Source organism: Pseudomonas taiwanensis (genome assembly GCF_013393345.1).
Classification (GTDB): Bacteria; Pseudomonadota; Gammaproteobacteria; order Pseudomonadales; family Pseudomonadaceae; genus Metapseudomonas; species Metapseudomonas resinovorans_C.
The window spans coordinates 108,371-124,459 of the sequence record NZ_QJRF01000053.1 but is presented as its reverse complement, the minus strand read 5'-3'; the positions used below and the strand labels follow the sequence as shown (position 1 = coordinate 124,459).

Annotated in this window: 19 protein-coding genes; 4 read left to right on the top strand and 15 right to left on the bottom strand. The window is 66.2% G+C overall.

Annotated elements, in window-relative coordinates; all coding sequences use genetic code 11:
• Positions 1-81: 81 nt before the first annotated feature.
• From DM872_RS12215 to DM872_RS12200, 4 genes are all read left to right on the top strand, one after another.
• Positions 82-1,860 carry a phospholipase effector Tle1 domain-containing protein gene (locus DM872_RS12215; RefSeq protein ID WP_179059740.1) on the top strand — a complete coding sequence of 593 codons (1,779 nt, stop codon included), beginning with the start codon at positions 82-84 and terminating at the stop codon, positions 1,858-1,860.
• A 17-nt stretch (positions 1,861-1,877) separates the two neighbouring features.
• Positions 1,878-2,534: a DUF2931 family protein gene (locus DM872_RS12210; RefSeq protein ID WP_179059739.1), complete on the top strand. Its 657-nt coding sequence runs from the start codon at positions 1,878-1,880 to the stop codon at positions 2,532-2,534.
• Positions 2,534-3,190 (top strand): DUF2931 family protein, encoded by a 657-nt coding sequence (locus DM872_RS12205; protein WP_179059738.1) that lies wholly within the window; start codon positions 2,534-2,536, stop codon positions 3,188-3,190. Before DM872_RS12210 ends, DM872_RS12205 begins: the two co-directional genes overlap by 1 nt.
• Before the next feature lie 599 nt (positions 3,191-3,789).
• Entirely contained in the window at positions 3,790-4,188 is a 399-nt protein-coding gene (locus DM872_RS12200) for a transcriptional regulator (RefSeq protein ID WP_179059737.1), read from the top strand.
• Positions 4,189-4,209: 21 nt separating this feature from the next.
• On the opposite strand, the gene DM872_RS12195 is transcribed toward DM872_RS12200, so the two are convergent.
• From DM872_RS12195 to DM872_RS12125, 15 genes are all read right to left on the bottom strand, one after another.
• The gene (locus tag DM872_RS12195; protein WP_077527346.1) at positions 4,210-4,518 is read right to left on the bottom strand and encodes a hypothetical protein; all 309 of its coding nucleotides are present in this window, start codon (positions 4,516-4,518) and stop codon (positions 4,210-4,212) included.
• Positions 4,519-4,595: 77 nt separating this feature from the next.
• Positions 4,596-5,441: a CsgG/HfaB family protein gene (locus DM872_RS12190; protein WP_077527345.1), complete on the bottom strand. Its 846-nt coding sequence runs from the start codon at positions 5,439-5,441 to the stop codon at positions 4,596-4,598.
• A gap of 27 nt (positions 5,442-5,468) precedes the next feature.
• Positions 5,469-5,870: a curli assembly protein CsgF gene (locus DM872_RS12185; RefSeq protein ID WP_179059736.1), complete on the bottom strand. Its 402-nt coding sequence runs from the start codon at positions 5,868-5,870 to the stop codon at positions 5,469-5,471.
• The gene (gene csgE, locus DM872_RS12180) at positions 5,867-6,259 is read right to left on the bottom strand and encodes a curli production assembly/transport protein CsgE (protein WP_179059735.1); all 393 of its coding nucleotides are present in this window, start codon (positions 6,257-6,259) and stop codon (positions 5,867-5,869) included. Before csgE ends, DM872_RS12185 begins: the two co-directional genes overlap by 4 nt.
• Positions 6,256-6,744, bottom strand: a complete 489-nt coding sequence (locus tag DM872_RS12175; RefSeq protein ID WP_179059734.1) for a type II secretion system protein — start codon at positions 6,742-6,744, stop codon at positions 6,256-6,258. Before DM872_RS12175 ends, csgE begins: the two co-directional genes overlap by 4 nt.
• The gene (locus DM872_RS12170) at positions 6,731-7,105 is read right to left on the bottom strand and encodes a type II secretion system protein (protein ID WP_179059733.1); all 375 of its coding nucleotides are present in this window, start codon (positions 7,103-7,105) and stop codon (positions 6,731-6,733) included. Before DM872_RS12170 ends, DM872_RS12175 begins: the two co-directional genes overlap by 14 nt.
• Positions 7,106-7,107: 2 nt before the next feature.
• Positions 7,108-7,578 (bottom strand): type II secretion system protein, encoded by a 471-nt coding sequence (locus DM872_RS12165; RefSeq protein ID WP_179059732.1) that lies wholly within the window; start codon positions 7,576-7,578, stop codon positions 7,108-7,110.
• Positions 7,579-7,581: 3 nt separating this feature from the next.
• Complete coding sequence (locus tag DM872_RS12160) at positions 7,582-9,402, bottom strand: type II secretion system protein GspD (protein WP_179059731.1); 1,821 nt, start codon at positions 9,400-9,402, stop codon at positions 7,582-7,584.
• Entirely contained in the window at positions 9,399-9,896 is a 498-nt protein-coding gene (locus DM872_RS12155; protein ID WP_179059730.1) for a secretion system X translation initiation factor, read from the bottom strand. The genes DM872_RS12160 and DM872_RS12155 overlap by 4 nt, the downstream gene beginning before the upstream one ends.
• 2 nt (positions 9,897-9,898) lie before the next feature.
• Positions 9,899-10,450, bottom strand: a complete 552-nt coding sequence (locus DM872_RS12150) for a GspMb/PilO family protein (RefSeq protein WP_179059729.1) — start codon at positions 10,448-10,450, stop codon at positions 9,899-9,901.
• A complete protein-coding gene (locus DM872_RS12145; protein WP_179059728.1) occupies positions 10,437-10,982 on the bottom strand; it encodes a PilN domain-containing protein in 546 nt (181 codons plus the stop codon). Before DM872_RS12145 ends, DM872_RS12150 begins: the two co-directional genes overlap by 14 nt.
• Position 10,983: 1 nt before the next feature.
• Positions 10,984-11,775 carry a hypothetical protein gene (locus tag DM872_RS12140; protein WP_179059727.1) on the bottom strand — a complete coding sequence of 264 codons (792 nt, stop codon included), beginning with the start codon at positions 11,773-11,775 and terminating at the stop codon, positions 10,984-10,986.
• Positions 11,756-13,444 carry a GspE/PulE family protein gene (locus DM872_RS12135; RefSeq protein WP_179059726.1) on the bottom strand — a complete coding sequence of 563 codons (1,689 nt, stop codon included), beginning with the start codon at positions 13,442-13,444 and terminating at the stop codon, positions 11,756-11,758. Before DM872_RS12135 ends, DM872_RS12140 begins: the two co-directional genes overlap by 20 nt.
• Before the next feature lie 418 nt (positions 13,445-13,862).
• Entirely contained in the window at positions 13,863-14,498 is a 636-nt protein-coding gene (locus tag DM872_RS12130) for a SurA N-terminal domain-containing protein (RefSeq protein ID WP_179059725.1), read from the bottom strand.
• 24 nt (positions 14,499-14,522) lie between these two features.
• On the bottom strand, positions 14,523-16,082 hold the full coding sequence (locus DM872_RS12125) for a cytochrome c/ABC transporter substrate-binding protein (RefSeq protein WP_179059724.1): 1,560 nt from the start codon (positions 16,080-16,082) through the stop codon (positions 14,523-14,525).
• Between the last annotated feature and the right edge of the window lie 7 nt (positions 16,083-16,089).

The following is a 16,089-nucleotide window of genomic DNA, read 5'->3' as shown; positions in this document are numbered from 1 at the left end:
AGCCCGCATCACGCCGCCAGGGCATCACGCCTGTGCAAGCCTCGCTCCTCAACCATGGAGCCTCACAGGAAGCACAGCGCAATGGACAGGTTGGTCAAACGGTCGATCTTCGACCCCGTCAACGAGGACCAGGTGGAGGATCCTTTCTTCGCCGTCTCCAAAGTCGATCGGGCATTGGACGAGCCCTGGCAACTACCCGGGCTCGAGCGACTGCTCAGCGAATGCGGCATCGATCCCAACGACAGACAGGAGGAATACTGTCGGAACCGGATTCTCGAGCACGTTCGCAGCGGCGACTGGCTGCTGATCAGCCGGCGTCCATTCAAGCCCCTGAGCGGAAAACGGCCCTCCTTGGCCGACGACCTGGCCTGGTTTGGCGCGCCGGTTTCCGCCCCGCCCGCTCCCGCTGAGCCCAAGCTACCGCCCGACTGGAAGCCCTTCACGCATACCCCCAAGGCCAAACTTCGCATCGCCTTACGCATCGGCGTGTTCTTCGACGGCACCTACAACAATGCCGCCAACGCCGCCCTGGGCCTACTCTGCGGCGCCCAGCACGCCATCACCGAGGACGACCTGGACGCCAGCTGCAAGCCCTATATGCGCGACCCGGAGAGCAGCTATGGCAATGGCGTGACCAATATCAGGCTGCTCCATGACCTGTATCCCGAAACCCAGAAGCTGCCGGCCACAGCCAAACAGGGCTATCGACGTATCTATGTCGAGGGCAGCGGCACCCGCGTGGGTGAGGAGGACAGTCTGTTCGGCGCAGGCACTGGGCGTGGCGCCACTGGTGTGGCGGGAAAGGTGCAGCAGGCCTTTAAGGATATCCGAAGGGTTTGCTACGACTTCATCGACGAAAACACCGACTATGAAATTGAGTCGCTGACCTTCGATATCTTCGGTTTCAGCCGAGGCGCAGCAGCGGCCCGGCACTTCGCCAACCAGATCGCCAAGGGCCGCAATGGCCCCCTGGGCATGCTGCTCCCCGATACCAGCGGCACCTTCAGCCACGACCTGAGCGGCCGCTACGGGCAAGGAGTGCAGGTGGCCGTTATCGGCCTGTTCGACACCGTGGCCTCCACCGCTGGCCTTGCCAACCTGGGCAATGTGCGCAGTGCCAGTACCCCAGGCCTGCAACTCTACCTGGCACCTGCCCATTTCCCGACAGTGGTGCACCTGGTGGCGCGGGACGAATACCGCGCCAACTTCGCCCTCAACAGCACCGAGCCCGAGCACCGCGAAATCGTTCTGCCTGGCGTCCATGCCGACCTTGGGGGCGGTTACCTGGCCGAAGCAGAGGAAACCCTGCTGGTCAGCCCCATGCAGGCGCTGGACGTCCCCTTGCACACCGATGTGCGCAGCACCTCCATCCACCGCGATGCCGAGCGGGCCCGGGACGCCTGGCTGGCCAAAGGCTGGCCAGCCCACATGCTGACCATCGTTACCCCCGAGGCGCGGCCGCTGCCACTCGATCCGACTGACCGCCTGGCCCCTCCACGCAAACGCGTCTATGCCGCCCTGCAACTGAAGCGCTCCGTGCGGGGCGAACTGTCGCGGGTCTACCTGCGGCTGATGCATCAATTGGCCCGGCAAAAGGGCGTGAACTTCGACGATATCCCTGACCGCTCCGACACCCAATTGCCACTTGAACTCCAGCCGCTCTGCAACCGATTCATGGGAGACGACTACAGCACCACCCCCGCCGAAGAGCAGTTGTTGCGACTGCACTACATCCACTGCTCGGCCCACTGGAACCCGCCTGTAAGCCTGCAGGGCCGGACCCCACGCACGGGGGTCGCCCTGACCTTCATCAATGCCCCCACCGCCGATGGCCGGCGCGTGCGTCACCCCCATGCCTAGCACAGGAGCCTGATTCGATGCGCCATTTTCTTCTGATAGGCCTGCTGCTGGTCAGCGGCTGCCAGGCCATGGACCCGCTTTCCGGCGCTCATGACGATCACAACCCCTGGTGGAGCCTGGGTTTCGCTCATCCGGCCTATATGAAGGTCTGGGTCGAGGACAGTGCAGTCGTCGATATCCGCGGTCGGTTGTTCCGGAATACCGGCGGCGGCATTGCTGCTGGCGATGAGCCGGAGGATGGCACCGAAGCCGCCCGCGGCTGGCGGGGCGGCGCCGGCCCCACGGGAGTCGCCGTAGTCGGTGCGGACCTGCCCCAGCGCATCTACGTGCGCTGGCAGTCCATCGTCGAGCCGCAGACCTACCGCGCCTGGGTGGACATCCCAGAGGAAGCGCGGCAGATCATGCGCGATTCCGTGGCCTGGCGCTGCCCGGAGAAACCCCAGTGGGTCTCAAGCTATGATGCCACGCTGTACCTGGGCCTGGCCCCGGGCGGCATCATCCAGGTCTGGGTCTATAACCGCTGCTACCGGTCGGTCAAGGTGGTTCGCGCCCAAGCCGAGGTGGAGCCGCTGGGACCGGATCAGGGACGTAACGAGGGACGCTATGCCTACAAGCCCAGCGAGAAGGCCAAGCGCTATATCGAGCGCTTCGGCATTCCGTACGGGAGTTGGTGATGCGTACTGTCCTTACCCTGCTGGGCCTGCTGCTGGTCAGCGGCTGCCAGGCCATGGACCCGCTTTCCGGCGCTCAGGACGATCACAACCCCTGGTGGAGCCTGGGTTTCGCTCATCCGGCCTATATGAAGGTCTGGGTCGAGGACAGCGCAGTCGTCGATATCCGCGGCCACCTGTTCCGGAATACCGGCCGGGGAATTGCCGCTGGCGATGAGCCGGAGGATGGCACCGAGGCCGCGCGCGGCTGGCGCGGCGGAGCCGGCCCCAGCGGCGTCGCGGTGGTCGGCGCTGATCTGCCCCGACACATCTACGTGCGCTGGCAGTCCATCGTCGAGCCGCAAACCTACCGCGCCTGGGTGGACATCCCGGAGGAAGCGCGTCAGATCATGCGGGACTCCATTGCCTGGCGCTGCCCACAGAAGCCAGACAGAGTCTCACGTTACCGAGCGTCGCTCTATCTAGGCCTGGCTCCGGGCGGCATCATCCAGGTCTGGGTCTATAACCGCTGCTACCGGTCGATCAAGGTGGCCAGCGCCAAGGCCGAGGTAGAGCCCCTGGGGCCACATCTGGGCCAGTCAGGCGGTCACTACTATCCCCTGTCGGACGCTTCCAAACGCTATATCGAACGCTTCGGCATTCCTTACGGGAGCTGGTGATGCGTACTTTCCTTACCCTGCTGGGCCTGCTGCTGTTCGCGAGCAAGCTCGCTCCTACCAATCAAAAATCGCTTTCCGGCAGTTGCGATGGTGGATAAAAAGAGCGTTATCCACCCTACAAATTTTCCCAGCCAACCTGAAGTCACCCTCTCCCCCGGCCCCTCTCCCAGAGGGCGAGGGGTGACTCGCGCCTGCACCACCCTGCCCACACGAGCGCTATACCTTGTGGGAGCGATTTCAATCGCGAAGCAGGACGCAGTCCTGCCCAACAGACTTCCCGCCGGCCTGATGCCTCCCTCACCCCCGGCCCCTCTCCCGCAAGCGAGCGAGGGGTGACTCGCGCCTGGACCGCCCTGCCCACACGAGCGCTTCACCTTGTGGGGGCGATTTCAATCGCGAAGCAGGACGCAGTGCTGCCCAACAGACTTCCAGCCGGCCTGATGTTTTCCCTGTAGGAGCGAGCTTGCTCGCGAATGGGCGGGCTCGGGCTGTTCGCGAGCAAGCTCGCTCCTACCAACCCGCTACCACTAACACCATTCACCCGAACCCCACTCCTCTCTCGGCGGTCGCAGCTTCACAGACACCCGAGGAGCGATGCCATGAAACACCACGATTGGGAGATGCTCGAACTGCTCCTGCACAAGGTCCAGGAATCCGCCCACGTCGCCTATGCGCCGCGCGAGTATGTCGCCGAGCTGGTGGAGGATCGCCAGGCTGCTGGCCAGGCGGTGGGTGGCAACCTGGATCAGTTGAAGATGCAGGCGGCCGATTACGAGTCGCTGCTGTTCAACAACGGCTTCATCGAAAGTCGCCCCGAGGACCAGGGAGGCAATGGCGAGAATTTCGTGCTCACCCCGCGCGGAGTGCGGCTGCTGGAGCTGATCAACAGTAGCTTGCCCGCCAACCTGCAGTATCGGCAGATGCTCGATGCGCAAGGGGAATCGGCACTGGAACCGGGGGTTTTCGACCATATCGCCGCCCAGGCGGCGCGCGCCTGAGCGACGTTGCTGCCGCCGGTATCAATAGACTGGCGGCGCTTCCGGCAGGACTTCCGGATCAGGGATGTAGGGCATCGCCCAGGGATCCAGGTTGCGACCCTCGCGCTGCAGGTCGGCGCGGGCCTGGGCGATCACCCCCGCCAGCCGCAACGGGTTGGCGTACTGGGTGCTCTGGATGTTCTCGATGGACAGGACCTGCTGCCCGTGCAAGTCATGGACCGTGAAGCTGAAGCTGTCGTCCGCTTCGTTGCTCCTGACCTTGCAGCCGTAGGGTACGAAGGCTTCGCTGGTCAGGCGCATGGCGGTGTTACGGGTAATAGGCGTGGTCATGGCGGGCTCTCGCTGGGTAGTCACACAAAAGTTGACCACCCGTACGCGGCAGCGGGTTCCGCCCTGACGACGGAGGGTCAGTGGATGGACACCTGCGCCCCCATGTATTTCTTCAGCGAGGTCTGCTCCACCGGTTCGTTCCCGGCCGCCGACCACAACCGGCGTTCCACGCCCTGGGCGATCAGGTGGGCGACGGCGGATTCGATGGCGGACAGCACGCAGAGCTGCGCCGGTTCGTTGGTGGTGTAGCCAGCCTCGGCCTCCAGCAGCTCCTTGAACTCGATGAACTTGAAGACGCTGGCGTTCTGCCCCACCGAATAGATGGTCTTGGTGGTCATCACGTTGGCCAGCACCGTGCCGCTGCGCACGTCCACCGCCCGCAGGTTCACCGAAACCTGGTCGACCCGGTACTCGTGGGAGGCACCGATACCGAGGTAACGGGCGCCTTCACCGCCGCTGCGCACGTTGGTGTCGTAGGCGATGATGCCGCCTTCCAGCAGCAGGTTGGCGGCCTGCAGGGGGGGCAACTGGGTCTGGATATTCGCCGGCGTGTTGGGCTTGTTCTGCGAGGCGCGGATGATCTTGCGCTCGGTCAGCACGTTCTGCAGGCCCTCGCGCTCCAGCACCATGAACCAGCCGCTGGCCTGCAGCGCGTCCACCAGCATGCTGGCGGCGCCCTGGGTGACGCTGGTGGAGAAGGAGCTGGCCGGGGTCGGCTTGTATTGCCCGGTCTGGTCACGGAAGCCGTACACGGCCGCCACCAGGCGGCCCTTGGGCCGGGGCAGGTTCAGCAGGTCGTAATAGGTCGAGGCACGCGGGGTCAGCGTCGGGGTCTGGCCTTCGGTGTCAGCCGACATCGGCTGGCGCAGACCGCAGCCTTGCAGGGTAGCGAGCAGCAGGACCAGCATCAGCACTCTGTTCATGGTGGTGGCTTCCTGTCGATGCCTGGATTAAGGGAGCAGGCCGTTGACGACGACTTCCGAAACTTCGCCGGTGGCACGATCGGTGATCTCGATGGTGAGCTGCCCCCCGTCGTCGATCATGTTGATGATGAAAGACTCGGTGGTGAGGCTGCCGGTATTGCCTTCCTCGATATTGGTCAGCAACTGCGACAGCAGGCGCGATTCCAGCGTGCTGGTGAAGCGCTCCAGGGCACTCTGCCGGGTCCCCGTGGAACCGGAATCCGGATCGTCGTGATCGTTCTGCGCCTGGGCGTTGTTCAGCAGCCAGGTGCCATTGAGCGGGTTGCCGCCGAATGCGGGGTTGACCGGGGTGTACACCAGTTCAGTGGCCTGGACTGTTCCGACCAGGCCGAACCCGAGCAGCCACAGGGCAAGTCTATTCTTGTTCATAGTTCGTCCCTCTCCATGTCGTGTGTGTCTTGCAGGAGGCGTTGCAGCTTCGTTTGGGCAATGGCCTCCAGCACCAGGTCCGCCGCTGCGTAGGCAGTGGGTTGCAGTTCCGCGGTGTTGGGCGGGAGAAACTGGCGGTAGAGCACGCGTTGCTCGTACTCCACCCAGATCAGGCTGCCCCAGCGGGCATCGGGGCGTTCGCGCACCACCAGGTTGAAGTCCAGCTTGCTGGTGTCGCGCAGGCGCTCGCTGAAGGAGCGGTAGAAGTCGTGGCCGATGTGGGAAATGGTGTAGTCGACGATGAAGCCCATGATCTCGTCTTCATCGGCGCGTGCCGTGCCCAGGGCGCAGCACAGGACGAGGACGGCCAGCAGCGGTGCGCGGTTCATGGCGTGGCCCCCGCTGGCGTGTTTTCCATGAAGGCCTTCTCGGCGACGAAGCGCCAATCGGCGAAGCTGCCCGTCCCCTCGAACTCCACCCATTGCGCGGGGAAGTGCGCCTGCTTCAGCGGGCGCTGGCGGGACTGGCTGAAGATGCCGGCGATTCGACCGTCGAAGGAGCGGATCAGGCCCCAATCGGCGCTGCCGGTGATGGGGTCGGGGTAGAGCTGCCGCAGGTGGCGGACTGGCTCCGGGAAGCGATTGTCTTCAAGCAGTTCTTCCAGGCTCGCCGGGTACTGCGCCACGCCCGGCGAGGCCCGGTAGTAGCTGCGCAGGGCCTGGGCATACTGGCTGCCGACCCAGAGCAGGTCGCGCTCGCGGGCGCGCTGGCTGCTGGTGGACCAGAGCTGTCCCGCGCCGGCCAGTGCCATCCCCATCAGCATCACGAGGAAGAGCACGCCGAGGTAGGTGAAACCCTGCTCACCAGTCCGCATAGAGGCTCCCGTCCCGCGCCCGGCCAGGGGCGCTGCTCTTGACGTCGTAGACGCTGCCCGGCGCGCCTTCCGGGGGTGGCAGTAGCACCCACAGATCGCTGCGCTCGGTCATCGGGTCCTGTGGCAGGGCGCGCAGGTAGCGCTGGGCAACCAGTTCCTCTATCGAATCAGGATAGCGCCCGGTGTCGCCGTAGAACTGGTCCAGGGCCTCGCGCATGACCGAAAGGCTCTGCCGCAGCGTGGTCTCCTTGGAACTCTCCAGGCTGGAGAAATAGCGCGGCACGGCGATGGTCATCAGCGTGGCGATGATGGCCATGACCACCAGCAGTTCGATGAGGGTGAAGCCCTTCTGCCGTGCCATCTTCACCACTCCCGGTAAGGCGTGCCGTTGAGGCCACGGCCGGCGGTCATGGAATAGACGTCGAACACGTCCACGCCGGGGCGCGGGTCGTCCGCCGGGCTGGTGTAGGCGCGCAGGGCCCAGCTTTCCTCGGGCTCCAGGCGCGCGTCGGCGAAGGGATCGCGGGGGATGCGGCGCAGGAAATAGATGCGCTCGCCCTTGATGCTGCGCAGGTCACGCACGCCGTCCACCAGCACCTGCAATGACGCCGGGTAGCCGGAGCTGGCGGCGGATTTCTCGATATGCCCGGCATCGGCCGCCAGCTTGTAGGCATCGATGGCGTCGCGGATCTCGTAGAGCGCGGCCTTGAGCTCCTGCTCCTTGCCGCGCTGGATCACGGTTTCCGCCAGCGGTGCGGCCATGCTGGCGAGCAGGCCGAGGATGGCCATGGCGATCACCAGTTCGATCAGCGAGAAGGCGGCCTGGCGTTGCATGGCTCAGGGCCTCCCACTGATGGGGGCGGGGCTGACCACCACCGCCGGTGCATCGGGCAGGTCGACGCCCAGGGCTTCCACCGGGCCGCGCACCGTCGGTACGCGCATGCTGCTCTCGGTGCCCGACGGGAATTCCATGTCGTAGGGGCTCTGATACGGCAGGTTGCGCACGATGCGCGGGGTGATGGAGAGGACCAGCTCGGACTTGGCGAGCTGGTCGTTGTTGCTGCCGAACAGCCGACCGATACCGGGAAGGTCGCCGAGGCCGGGAATCTTGTTGCCGCTGTTGGACTGGTCGTTGCGCACCAGGCCCGCCAGCACCTGGGTTTCGCCATCACGCAGGCGCAGGGTGGTCTGGGCGTTGCGGGTGTCTACCTGAACCGGAATCGTGCCGTTCTGGGTCGGGGTCAGCGGCGTGGCGTTGCTCACTTCCAGCGCGACCTTGATCGCCACCTCGTTGTTCAGGTGCACGGTGGGCTGCACTTCCAGCTTCAGGCCGACGTCCAGGTAGGTGATGCTCTCGGTGATCACCGGCCCCTGGGTGGAGGGCACCGAGGTGGCGCTGACGATGGGCACCCGCTGGCCGATGTGGACACGGGCCTGCTCTTTGTTGCTCACGCGGATCACCGGGCTGGCCAGGGTGTTCACGTCGTTGTCCTGGGCGTTGATCTTCAGCTGGGGCGACGGCGAGATGCTGATACGGCCCGAGTCGATGCCCTTGAGCTGATCGAGGATGGTCACCGGCGAGCCGTCGTCATTGATCACACCGAAGGTGTTGGGCCATTGCAGGCCGAGGTCGAGGATGCGCTTGCGCGAGACCTCCATCACTTCCACTTCCAGCACCACCTCGGGGTTGGACTGGTCCTGGGCCTGGAACAATTTCTCGGCCATGCGTACGGCGTCGGGCGTGTCGCGCATGGTCAGGGTGTTGAGGCGCTCGTCGATGAACACGTCGCGGGTCTTCAGCAACGTCTTCACCAGGTTCATCGCCGTCGCCGCGTCGGTGTTGGTCAGGTAGAAGGTGCGCATCACCAGGTCCTGGTAATCCTTCAGCTTCTGCGGCGAGTCGGGGTAGACGACGATGGTGTTGTCGTTCACCACACGCTGGTGCAGCTGGTTCTGTTGCAGCAGCAGCTCCACCGCATCCTCGATGGGCACCTCGCGGACGAAGATGGTGGCCTTGAGGTCCGGGCGCACATCCTTGTCGAAGATGAAGTTCAGCCCCGAGGTCTGCGCCAGCACTTCGAAGATCACCTTCAGGTTGGCGTCGCGGAATTCCAGGGTGACGGGGCGATCCAGGCGCGAGCGCAGTTGCGGATAGGGCACGGCGGAGCGGGCCTGGACCACTTCGATGCTGCGCTGCAGCTCGCGAGCGCCTTCATGTTCCGGGTCCAGCGCAAGGATGCCGCGTGCCTGGCGCGAGGCTCCCACCACATCGCCCCGGCGCAGGTCAGTCTGGCCCTGGCGCAGCATGTCCTGAATGTTGCGCTGCTGTTCGATCACATGCAGGCCGTCCAGCGCCCGTTGGTTATGTTGCTCGATGCGCAGCACCCGCACGTAGTTCAGCCGTGCAGTGGCGAAATCGCGCTGCGTGCGGGCGAGGTCGCCATCGCTGAGCAATGCCTTCACCGCCCTGGCGCGCTGGGTGGTCACGGCCATCTGCGCGCCGACGTCGTTGGGTGACTCGCGAGCGGTCTGCTCCAGCTTGGCCAGGCCTTCTTCGAACTGGCCGGCGTCGATCAGGTCCAGCCCTTCGCGCTGGGCCAGGTTGGTGGCGCAACCGGCAAGCAGCACCAGGGCGAGGCAGCAGGTCAGGCGGTTCATAGCGAACTCCCGACGACCAGGGTCTGGGCGATATCCAGGGGCAGATAGACCAGGGTCATGCGCTCGGTATCGATGCGCTGGACCTTGTAGGTCTTGTCGATCAGGTCGCCTTCGCGCACCACCAGCACCTGCTCGCCGCGCATCAGGAAAACCTGCAGCTGCTGGCGGTCATCCATCTTGCCGATGAACTTGAACGGCAGCGGCGGCGCCGACGGCTTCGGTGGCGGAGGCGGCGGTGCGGAGGCCATCGCCGGGGGCGGCGGCGGCGCCACGTACCAGCTCTGCACAGCGAACAGGTCGGACGCCGGTACCGCGATTTCCGCCACCACCGGCGCGGCCGGGGCGGAGGCCGGCGCGGCGGTCTCGGGTAGGGCCGCCAGGCGCTGCGGGCGCGGCATGGCCATGGGTTCGGCCTGCTCGCCGAAGAACTCAGGAACCACCGCCAGGACGGCGGCCGAGCCGAGGAATGCCAACCAGAACATGCGGCGTGCCATGGTCACCTCGCCAGATACAGGGTCATGCGGATACGCCCCTCGAGTTCCGAGTCGGCGATCTGCTTGCGTTGCAGGTCCACCTCTTCCAGGGCCAGGGCCGGCAGTTGCGCCTGCAGGCCATGGAGGAAGCGGCGCAGTTGCGGGTAGCTGCCGCGCACGGGCAGCAGCACCTGGTAGCGCGCCAGGCGGGTCTTGGGATCGAGCCCGAGGGCATATTCGCCACGGGCCAGGGAGATGCCCTCCTGCTGGGCCAGGACGTAGATGCGGTCGATGGCGCCAGTGGCGTCCAGTTGTGCCGGCAGGTTGCGGCGGAAGTCTTCCAGCTGGGCCGATGAGGCGTCGCTGGCCGGTTTGGCGGCGACGGCGCTGGGGGCCGCCGCCAGTTGCGCGCGGTCGGCGGCCAGTTGCTGATCCAGGTTCGTCAGCGCTTCGCGCGCCGGCAGCAGGCCGAACAGGGCGTAGCCCAGGGCCAGGACCAGCAGCGTGGCGCCGACCAGACCCGGCCAGCCGAGGCGGCGGGTCTGTTCGATGAGGATCAGCCTAGGGACGTGCATCCTTCACCCCCCAGTTCGCCAGCAGGTTGAAGCGGATGGGCCGTTCGGCCTGCTCGGTGACCATTTCGTGATTGAGCAGCGAGACATCGCTCAGCGCGTCGCTGGCTTCCAGATCCCGGTGGAAGGCCAGCATGGCCGGCAGGTCGCGCGCCTCGGCGGAAATGCGCAGCTGGCCCTTGCGGGCATCGGGGGTCAGCGACAGCAGGGCGACGTCCTTGCGCGACTGGGCTTCGAGCATGGCGAACAGGCCGTCCCAGGGCAGGTTCATCTGCGCGGTGATGCGGCGCAGTTCCGCCACGCTGGCGGCGCGGGCCTTCTCTTCGCCGGCCGAGAGCGGTGCCTGGCGCAGGCCGCGTTTCTGCAATTGCTGGTCCACGCGCTGCAATTCGGCATTGCGGGTTTCGGTCTCGTTGCCGATGCCATGGTGCGCACCGAGCATGAGCACGGCCATCAGCATCCCGCCACCCAGGAGCAACCAGCCGGGGATGCTGGAAACGGGCTTGTGCTGGAAGTCGAGATCGATCGGGCGCATGTCAGTTCACCGTCATTGCCATGGCGTGCAAGGGGTCCTGATACCGCCCTTCGGGCAGCTCGGCGTCGAGGCGGGCGACTTCTGCGGCGAACTGGCCGGCGCGTCCCGGGGCATGCAGGAAGAAGCCGGCCGGAGCGTCTTGCTCCAGGCCACGGAGTTCGCCTTCGCGGGCGATCAGGTCATTCAGTGCGGTGTCGCTTGTGTCCAGCGCAACCGAGCGCACGGTGGCCCAGCGACCGCCGCGTGCCAGCAGCAGGCTGCCGCGCCCGGGCTCGGCCACGAGGAAGAGGAAGTCGTCCATCGACAACGCCGCGCGGTAGCGGTTGAAGGCGGCGACCAGGTAGGGCTGCACCGAGGCGAGTTGCAGGCCATTAGCCTTGGCCAGGCTGCGCAGCTGGGTGAGCAGCTCGTCCGGCATGGCGGCGGCCAGCCGCGGTTGGCCGGCGGCTTCCGGCGCCAGGCACAGGCTCCAGCCCTCGCCCAGATTGCCGTAGATGTCTTCGAAGCAGAGGCGCGCGTAACCGGCCAACTCCTCGGGGGTGTTGATGGCCTCGCTCCAGGGCACCAGGCAGAAACGTGTGTAGTGGCTGGAAAGCAGCACCTTGAGCATGGCCCGCCCCTGCTTGCGTCCGGCCAGCAGGGTTTCCAGCGCGGCCACTGCGGACGGCCAGGCCAGGCCGCCGACGGCATCGAAGTCGGTGCTGCCGAGCCACTCGCGGTCGCGGCAGCGCAACAGGCCCACGCTGTGGGGCCCGAGCACGGCGGTATAGGCCTCAGGCCACAAAGGTGACACGGTTGATCTCCTCCAGCGTGGTGCGGCCTTCGCGGACCAGGTCCAGGGCCGAGGTACGCAGCAGGCGCAGGCCGCGCTTGACGGCCAGTTCCTTGATGCGGCTGATGGGTTGGCGCTCGATGATCAGTTGGCGCAGGTCATCGTCCAGGCGCAGCAGTTCGGCGATGGCGGTCCGCCCGCGATAGCCGGTGCCGCGGCAGCGTCCGCAGCCCGGACTGGTGATAAAGCGGTACTGGTGCGCGGTCGCGGGGTCGATGCCCGACGCCAGCAGTTCTTCCTCGCCCGGCTGCACGGCCTCGGCGCAGCTCGGGCAGGCCAGGCGGATCAGGCGCTGGGCCAACACGGCGTTGAGCGCCGAGACGAAGCTGTAGGGGTCCACTTCCATCTGGCTGAAACGGCCGATCACGTCGAACACGTTGTTGGCGTGGATGGTGGTGAACACCAGGTGACCGGTGAGCGCCGACTGCACGGCGATCTGCGCGGTGTCGGGGTCACGGATCTCGCCGACCATGATCTTGTCCGGGTCGTGGCGCAGGATGGAGCGCAGGCCACGGGCGAAGGTGAGGCCCTTCTTCTCGTTCACAGGGATCTGCAGCACGCCGGGAAGCTGGTACTCCACCGGGTCTTCGATGGTGATGATCTTGTCCACGCCGTGGTTGATCTCGGTGATCATCGCGTACAGCGTGGTGGTCTTGCCGCTGCCGGTGGGGCCGGTGACCAGCACCATGCCGTAGGGCTCCGAGGCCAGCCGGCGCAGGCTGCGCAGTGTGCCGTCCTCGAAGCCCAGGGCCTCCAGGCGCACGCCGTGGACCTGGTCGGCCAGGTCCTGCTTGTCGAGCACCCGCAGCACCGCGTCCTCGCCGAAGATGCTCGGCATGATGGAGACGCGGAAGTCGATCTGGCGGCCATTGATGCCGATCTTGAAGCGTCCGTCCTGGGGCACGCGCTTCTCGCCAATGTCCAGTTCGGCCATCACCTTCACCCGCGAAATGACCTGCTCGGCCAGCTCCACGCCGGGCACCCGGCTGCCGCCGCCCAGCACACCGTCGATGCGGTACTTGATGGACAGGCCGTTGCCGGTCATGCCGAGGTGGATATCGCTGGCGTGCAGCTTGAGGGCGTCGTAGAGGGTGGAGTTGACCAGTTTGACCACCACACTGGCGTCTTCGCTGATGCGCGCCAGGGAGAGGGTTTCCAGGGCCTCGCTTTCCTGCACGTTGCCAGCACCCGCCTGCAGGGAATCGACGGCGTGGAAGCTTTCTTCATGGCGTTCGAGGTAGGCCGCCAGCTCGCGCGGATGCACCAGGTAGAGAGGCGCGCCCTGGCGCTGCTCTTCGATCCAGGCCAGCCGCGACTCGTCGAAGGGGTCGGCGAAAACCCCAAGGGTTTCGCCATCCAGCTCCAGCAGGACGAACTCGCGCTTCAGGGCCAGCGCCAGCGGAACCCGCTCGAAGCAGGGCATGCCACGGCTGAGGGCCTCGAAGGCCAGTACCGGGTAATGCAGGGTATTGCCCAGGCGCTGAGCGAAGGTATCGGGGGAGAGGTTGGCCAACTCATCCAGGGCATCCACCAGGCGATGACCCAGCTCGTCCGAACGCTTGCGTGCAGCGCGCATCAGTTCGGTATCGAAACGCTCCGGTACAGGCTGCGTCAGAAGCTGGCTGTCCATGGTGGTACCTCCAGGGGCCATGGCGGTCCGGTGCTGCCGGAATCCGCCCTTGCCTGGACATACGCATGCATCGTGCCAGCCGACTGGCTGGCCGGAGGGGCTTCTAAGTCGCTGATTTGCAATGGGGGTGATTTCCCCGCCATCGGGGGTTCCCCCAAAACCGGGGGAATGGCCGATGTCGGCCAGTGGCTATCCCCAGAAGTGGGGAAGGCCTTTCATGGGAACCCTGCGGGTTCCTTGGCGAATGAATTCGCCCCTACAGAAAAGCGGCGCCTCGGACTGCACGGACAACTCCCTCTCCCTCTGGGAGAGGGCGGGGGTGAGGGTATTCACCGCCGCGCGGAACATCATGGGAGCCCTTCGGTCTCCTTAGCGATTGAAATCGCCCCCACAGAAAAGCAGGACGGAAAGCGCGCCCCTACAGCGCCACCAGCACTTCCACCCTGCCCTTCTCGCGCAATTTCTCCAACGCCTGCTCGCGGCCCTGGGCCATGCGCTGGCCGGTGAGGTACTGGCGCACCAGGGCCTTGGCACGGGCTTCGTCCATGGCCGGGTCGACCTGCGGCTTCAGGCTTTCGTAGGCCGCCTGCACCTCTGCCTCAGTGGGTGGGGTTGCCTTGGCCAGTTCATCGAGCACACGACTGGCGACCAGTTCATGGCGCAGGTAGTCGCGGTAGGACGGCTCATCGAAACCGGCCTCCTCCAGTGCCCGGGTAAAGCCCTGGGTGTCGGGGAAGGCGGCCTTCATTTCGGCCAGACTGCCGCTGATTTCCTCATCCGACACGCTGATGCCCAGCCGGCTGGCCTCCTGCCAGAGCAGTTCCTTGTCGATCAGTTGCTGCAGCGCCTCGCGCTTGAGGCGCTTGTAGGCCACCGGGCTGCGGATGGCGCCCACCTGGCGGCCCTGGATCTTCAGGTAGTCGACGAAGTGCCGCTCCAGCCGGAAGTTGCTGATGTCGGTGCCGTTGACCCGCGCGGCGATGCCGGTTTCGCCGGCCAGCACCAGGGGCGTGAGCAGGCCAATGACCAGCCCGAGCCAAGGATTGCCTTGCATGTCCTGTCCTCCCCTTCGTGATGCCTAGAGCCGTGTGTCCACCTTGATGAACCTGCCCAGCGGCCGGAAGTTCTGGCTGTGCAGGTCGACGGTGACGATATGCGCGCCGGCCAGGCCCACCCGCTGCCCCGGTCCGAAATCCAGTGCCGGGGTCAGGCCGGTGTGGAAACCGCGTAGGCCTTCCAGTGCACTGACCAGCTTCTCGCGACTGGCGTCACGGCCCGCCCGTTTCAGGCCTTCGCTGACCAGCATGGCGGCGCAGTAGGCGCCTACCTGCAAGGCTGCGTGCTGGCCACCCACCCCCTGGCTGCGACGTATCGCCAGCAGCGCCGCTTCGCCTTCCGGGGTCCAGTCGGCGGGCATGAAGGGATAGGCGAGAAATACCCGTTCGGAGAAGCGCGGCGGAATGCGCAGGGCGCTGCTGGCGACCTGGGCCGAGGCGGCGAACAGGTAGGGTGAAAGGTCGTCGGCCTGGAGCTGATCGGCAAGCCGGGCGAAGTCGTCCGACTGCCCGAGGAAGAACACGCCCTGTGCGCCCTTGGCAGCGGAACCCAGGGCGCGATCACGGTTTTCACTGTCGTAGTCCAGCAGGCGCACCCGCGACCAGCCCTGGTCCATCAGGCGCAGAGCCAGGGATTCGGCCAGGCCTTGTTGCCGGGCCTCGCCGGGGTAGACCACCAGGGCCTCCGGCTGCTGCAGGCCGAGGTCGCTGCTGGCGTAACGCGCCAGGGCGAAGAGTTGCTCGCGCAGGCCCGGCAATGCGTTGAACACCAGCCGGTTGTCATCGGCTTCGTCGAACAGCGCCAGCGGCCCCACCAGGGGTACGCCGGCCTTGCCGATGGCGTCGGAAAGGTCGCCATCCAGCGCGGGCACCAGGGGGGCCAGCAAGGCGAAGACCTGGTCCTCACCGAGCAACTGGTCCAGCGCCCGCTGTGTGCTTTGCCGGTCCATACCGGGGTCGCGTACCACCAGCGTCAGCTGTCGGCCATGAATGCCACCCGCCTCGTTGACCTGCGCCAGGGCGCCCCGCAGCACCGCTTCCACGGTATGGCCCAGCTCAGCCAGGGGGCCTCGCGTTGGCAGCAGTGTTCCCAGGCGCAGCTCGGTTTCCTGGACACCGGGGTCGCGGTCGTCTTCCAGGCGCTTGAGGTAGGCCGTGAGGTTGGCCATGTCACGCAGGGACATGACGAAGCGCGGCATGGCCGGGTCGAGGCGATTGCCGGCGGGGTCGCGGCCCTCGCTCACGGCGCGAGCCAAGGCGCCTTCGTCGTAGGGGCCATGGCTGCGGCCGTTGGCCTGAAGCTGACCATAGGGCAGGGAGAGGCGTCGCCAGGTGATATCCGGCGGACGCACACCACCTTCCGGACGACCGCGGCCATCGGCACCGTGGCAGTTGGCGCAGGGCATCACCGCTGCCGGCACCAGGGTATCGCCGGCACCGACCCGCGCGCTGATCTCGCCATTGGCCGCGCCCACGCCCTCCAGGTAGATGCGCCGGCCCGCCGCTTCCTCGGGGCTGAGCTCCAACGCGAACGCGGGGCTTAGCAGAGCGAGCAACAGGGCCAGCAGCACGGCGCGCCACATGGCAACG

Bases quoted from the DNA above. Each gene is read 5' to 3' on its own strand.
- DM872_RS12165 (WP_179059732.1), bottom strand. From the start codon at position 7,578: ATGCAACGCCAGGCCGCCTTCTCGCTGATCGAACTGGTGATCGCCATG.
- DM872_RS12205 (WP_179059738.1), top strand. From the start codon at position 2,534: ATGCGTACTGTCCTTACCCTGCTGGGCCTGCTGCTGGTCAGCGGCTGC.
- DM872_RS12200 (WP_179059737.1), top strand. From the start codon at position 3,790: ATGAAACACCACGATTGGGAGATGCTCGAACTGCTCCTGCACAAGGTC.
- DM872_RS12145 (WP_179059728.1), bottom strand. From the start codon at position 10,982: ATGCGCCCGATCGATCTCGACTTCCAGCACAAGCCCGTTTCCAGCATC.
- DM872_RS12175 (WP_179059734.1), bottom strand. From the start codon at position 6,744: ATGCGGACTGGTGAGCAGGGTTTCACCTACCTCGGCGTGCTCTTCCTC.
- DM872_RS12210 (WP_179059739.1), top strand. From the start codon at position 1,878: ATGCGCCATTTTCTTCTGATAGGCCTGCTGCTGGTCAGCGGCTGCCAG.
- DM872_RS12215 (WP_179059740.1), top strand. From the start codon at position 82: ATGGACAGGTTGGTCAAACGGTCGATCTTCGACCCCGTCAACGAGGAC.
- DM872_RS12190 (WP_077527345.1), bottom strand. From the start codon at position 5,441: ATGAACAGAGTGCTGATGCTGGTCCTGCTGCTCGCTACCCTGCAAGGC.
- DM872_RS12125 (WP_179059724.1), bottom strand. From the start codon at position 16,082: ATGTGGCGCGCCGTGCTGCTGGCCCTGTTGCTCGCTCTGCTAAGCCCC.
- DM872_RS12150 (WP_179059729.1), bottom strand. From the start codon at position 10,450: ATGCACGTCCCTAGGCTGATCCTCATCGAACAGACCCGCCGCCTCGGC.
- DM872_RS12135 (WP_179059726.1), bottom strand. From the start codon at position 13,444: ATGGACAGCCAGCTTCTGACGCAGCCTGTACCGGAGCGTTTCGATACC.
- DM872_RS12130 (WP_179059725.1), bottom strand. From the start codon at position 14,498: ATGCAAGGCAATCCTTGGCTCGGGCTGGTCATTGGCCTGCTCACGCCC.
- csgE (WP_179059735.1), bottom strand. From the start codon at position 6,259: ATGAACCGCGCACCGCTGCTGGCCGTCCTCGTCCTGTGCTGCGCCCTG.
- DM872_RS12170 (WP_179059733.1), bottom strand. From the start codon at position 7,105: ATGGCACGGCAGAAGGGCTTCACCCTCATCGAACTGCTGGTGGTCATG.
- DM872_RS12160 (WP_179059731.1), bottom strand. From the start codon at position 9,402: ATGAACCGCCTGACCTGCTGCCTCGCCCTGGTGCTGCTTGCCGGTTGC.
- DM872_RS12185 (WP_179059736.1), bottom strand. From the start codon at position 5,870: ATGAACAAGAATAGACTTGCCCTGTGGCTGCTCGGGTTCGGCCTGGTC.
- DM872_RS12195 (WP_077527346.1), bottom strand. From the start codon at position 4,518: ATGACCACGCCTATTACCCGTAACACCGCCATGCGCCTGACCAGCGAA.
- DM872_RS12155 (WP_179059730.1), bottom strand. From the start codon at position 9,896: ATGGCACGCCGCATGTTCTGGTTGGCATTCCTCGGCTCGGCCGCCGTC.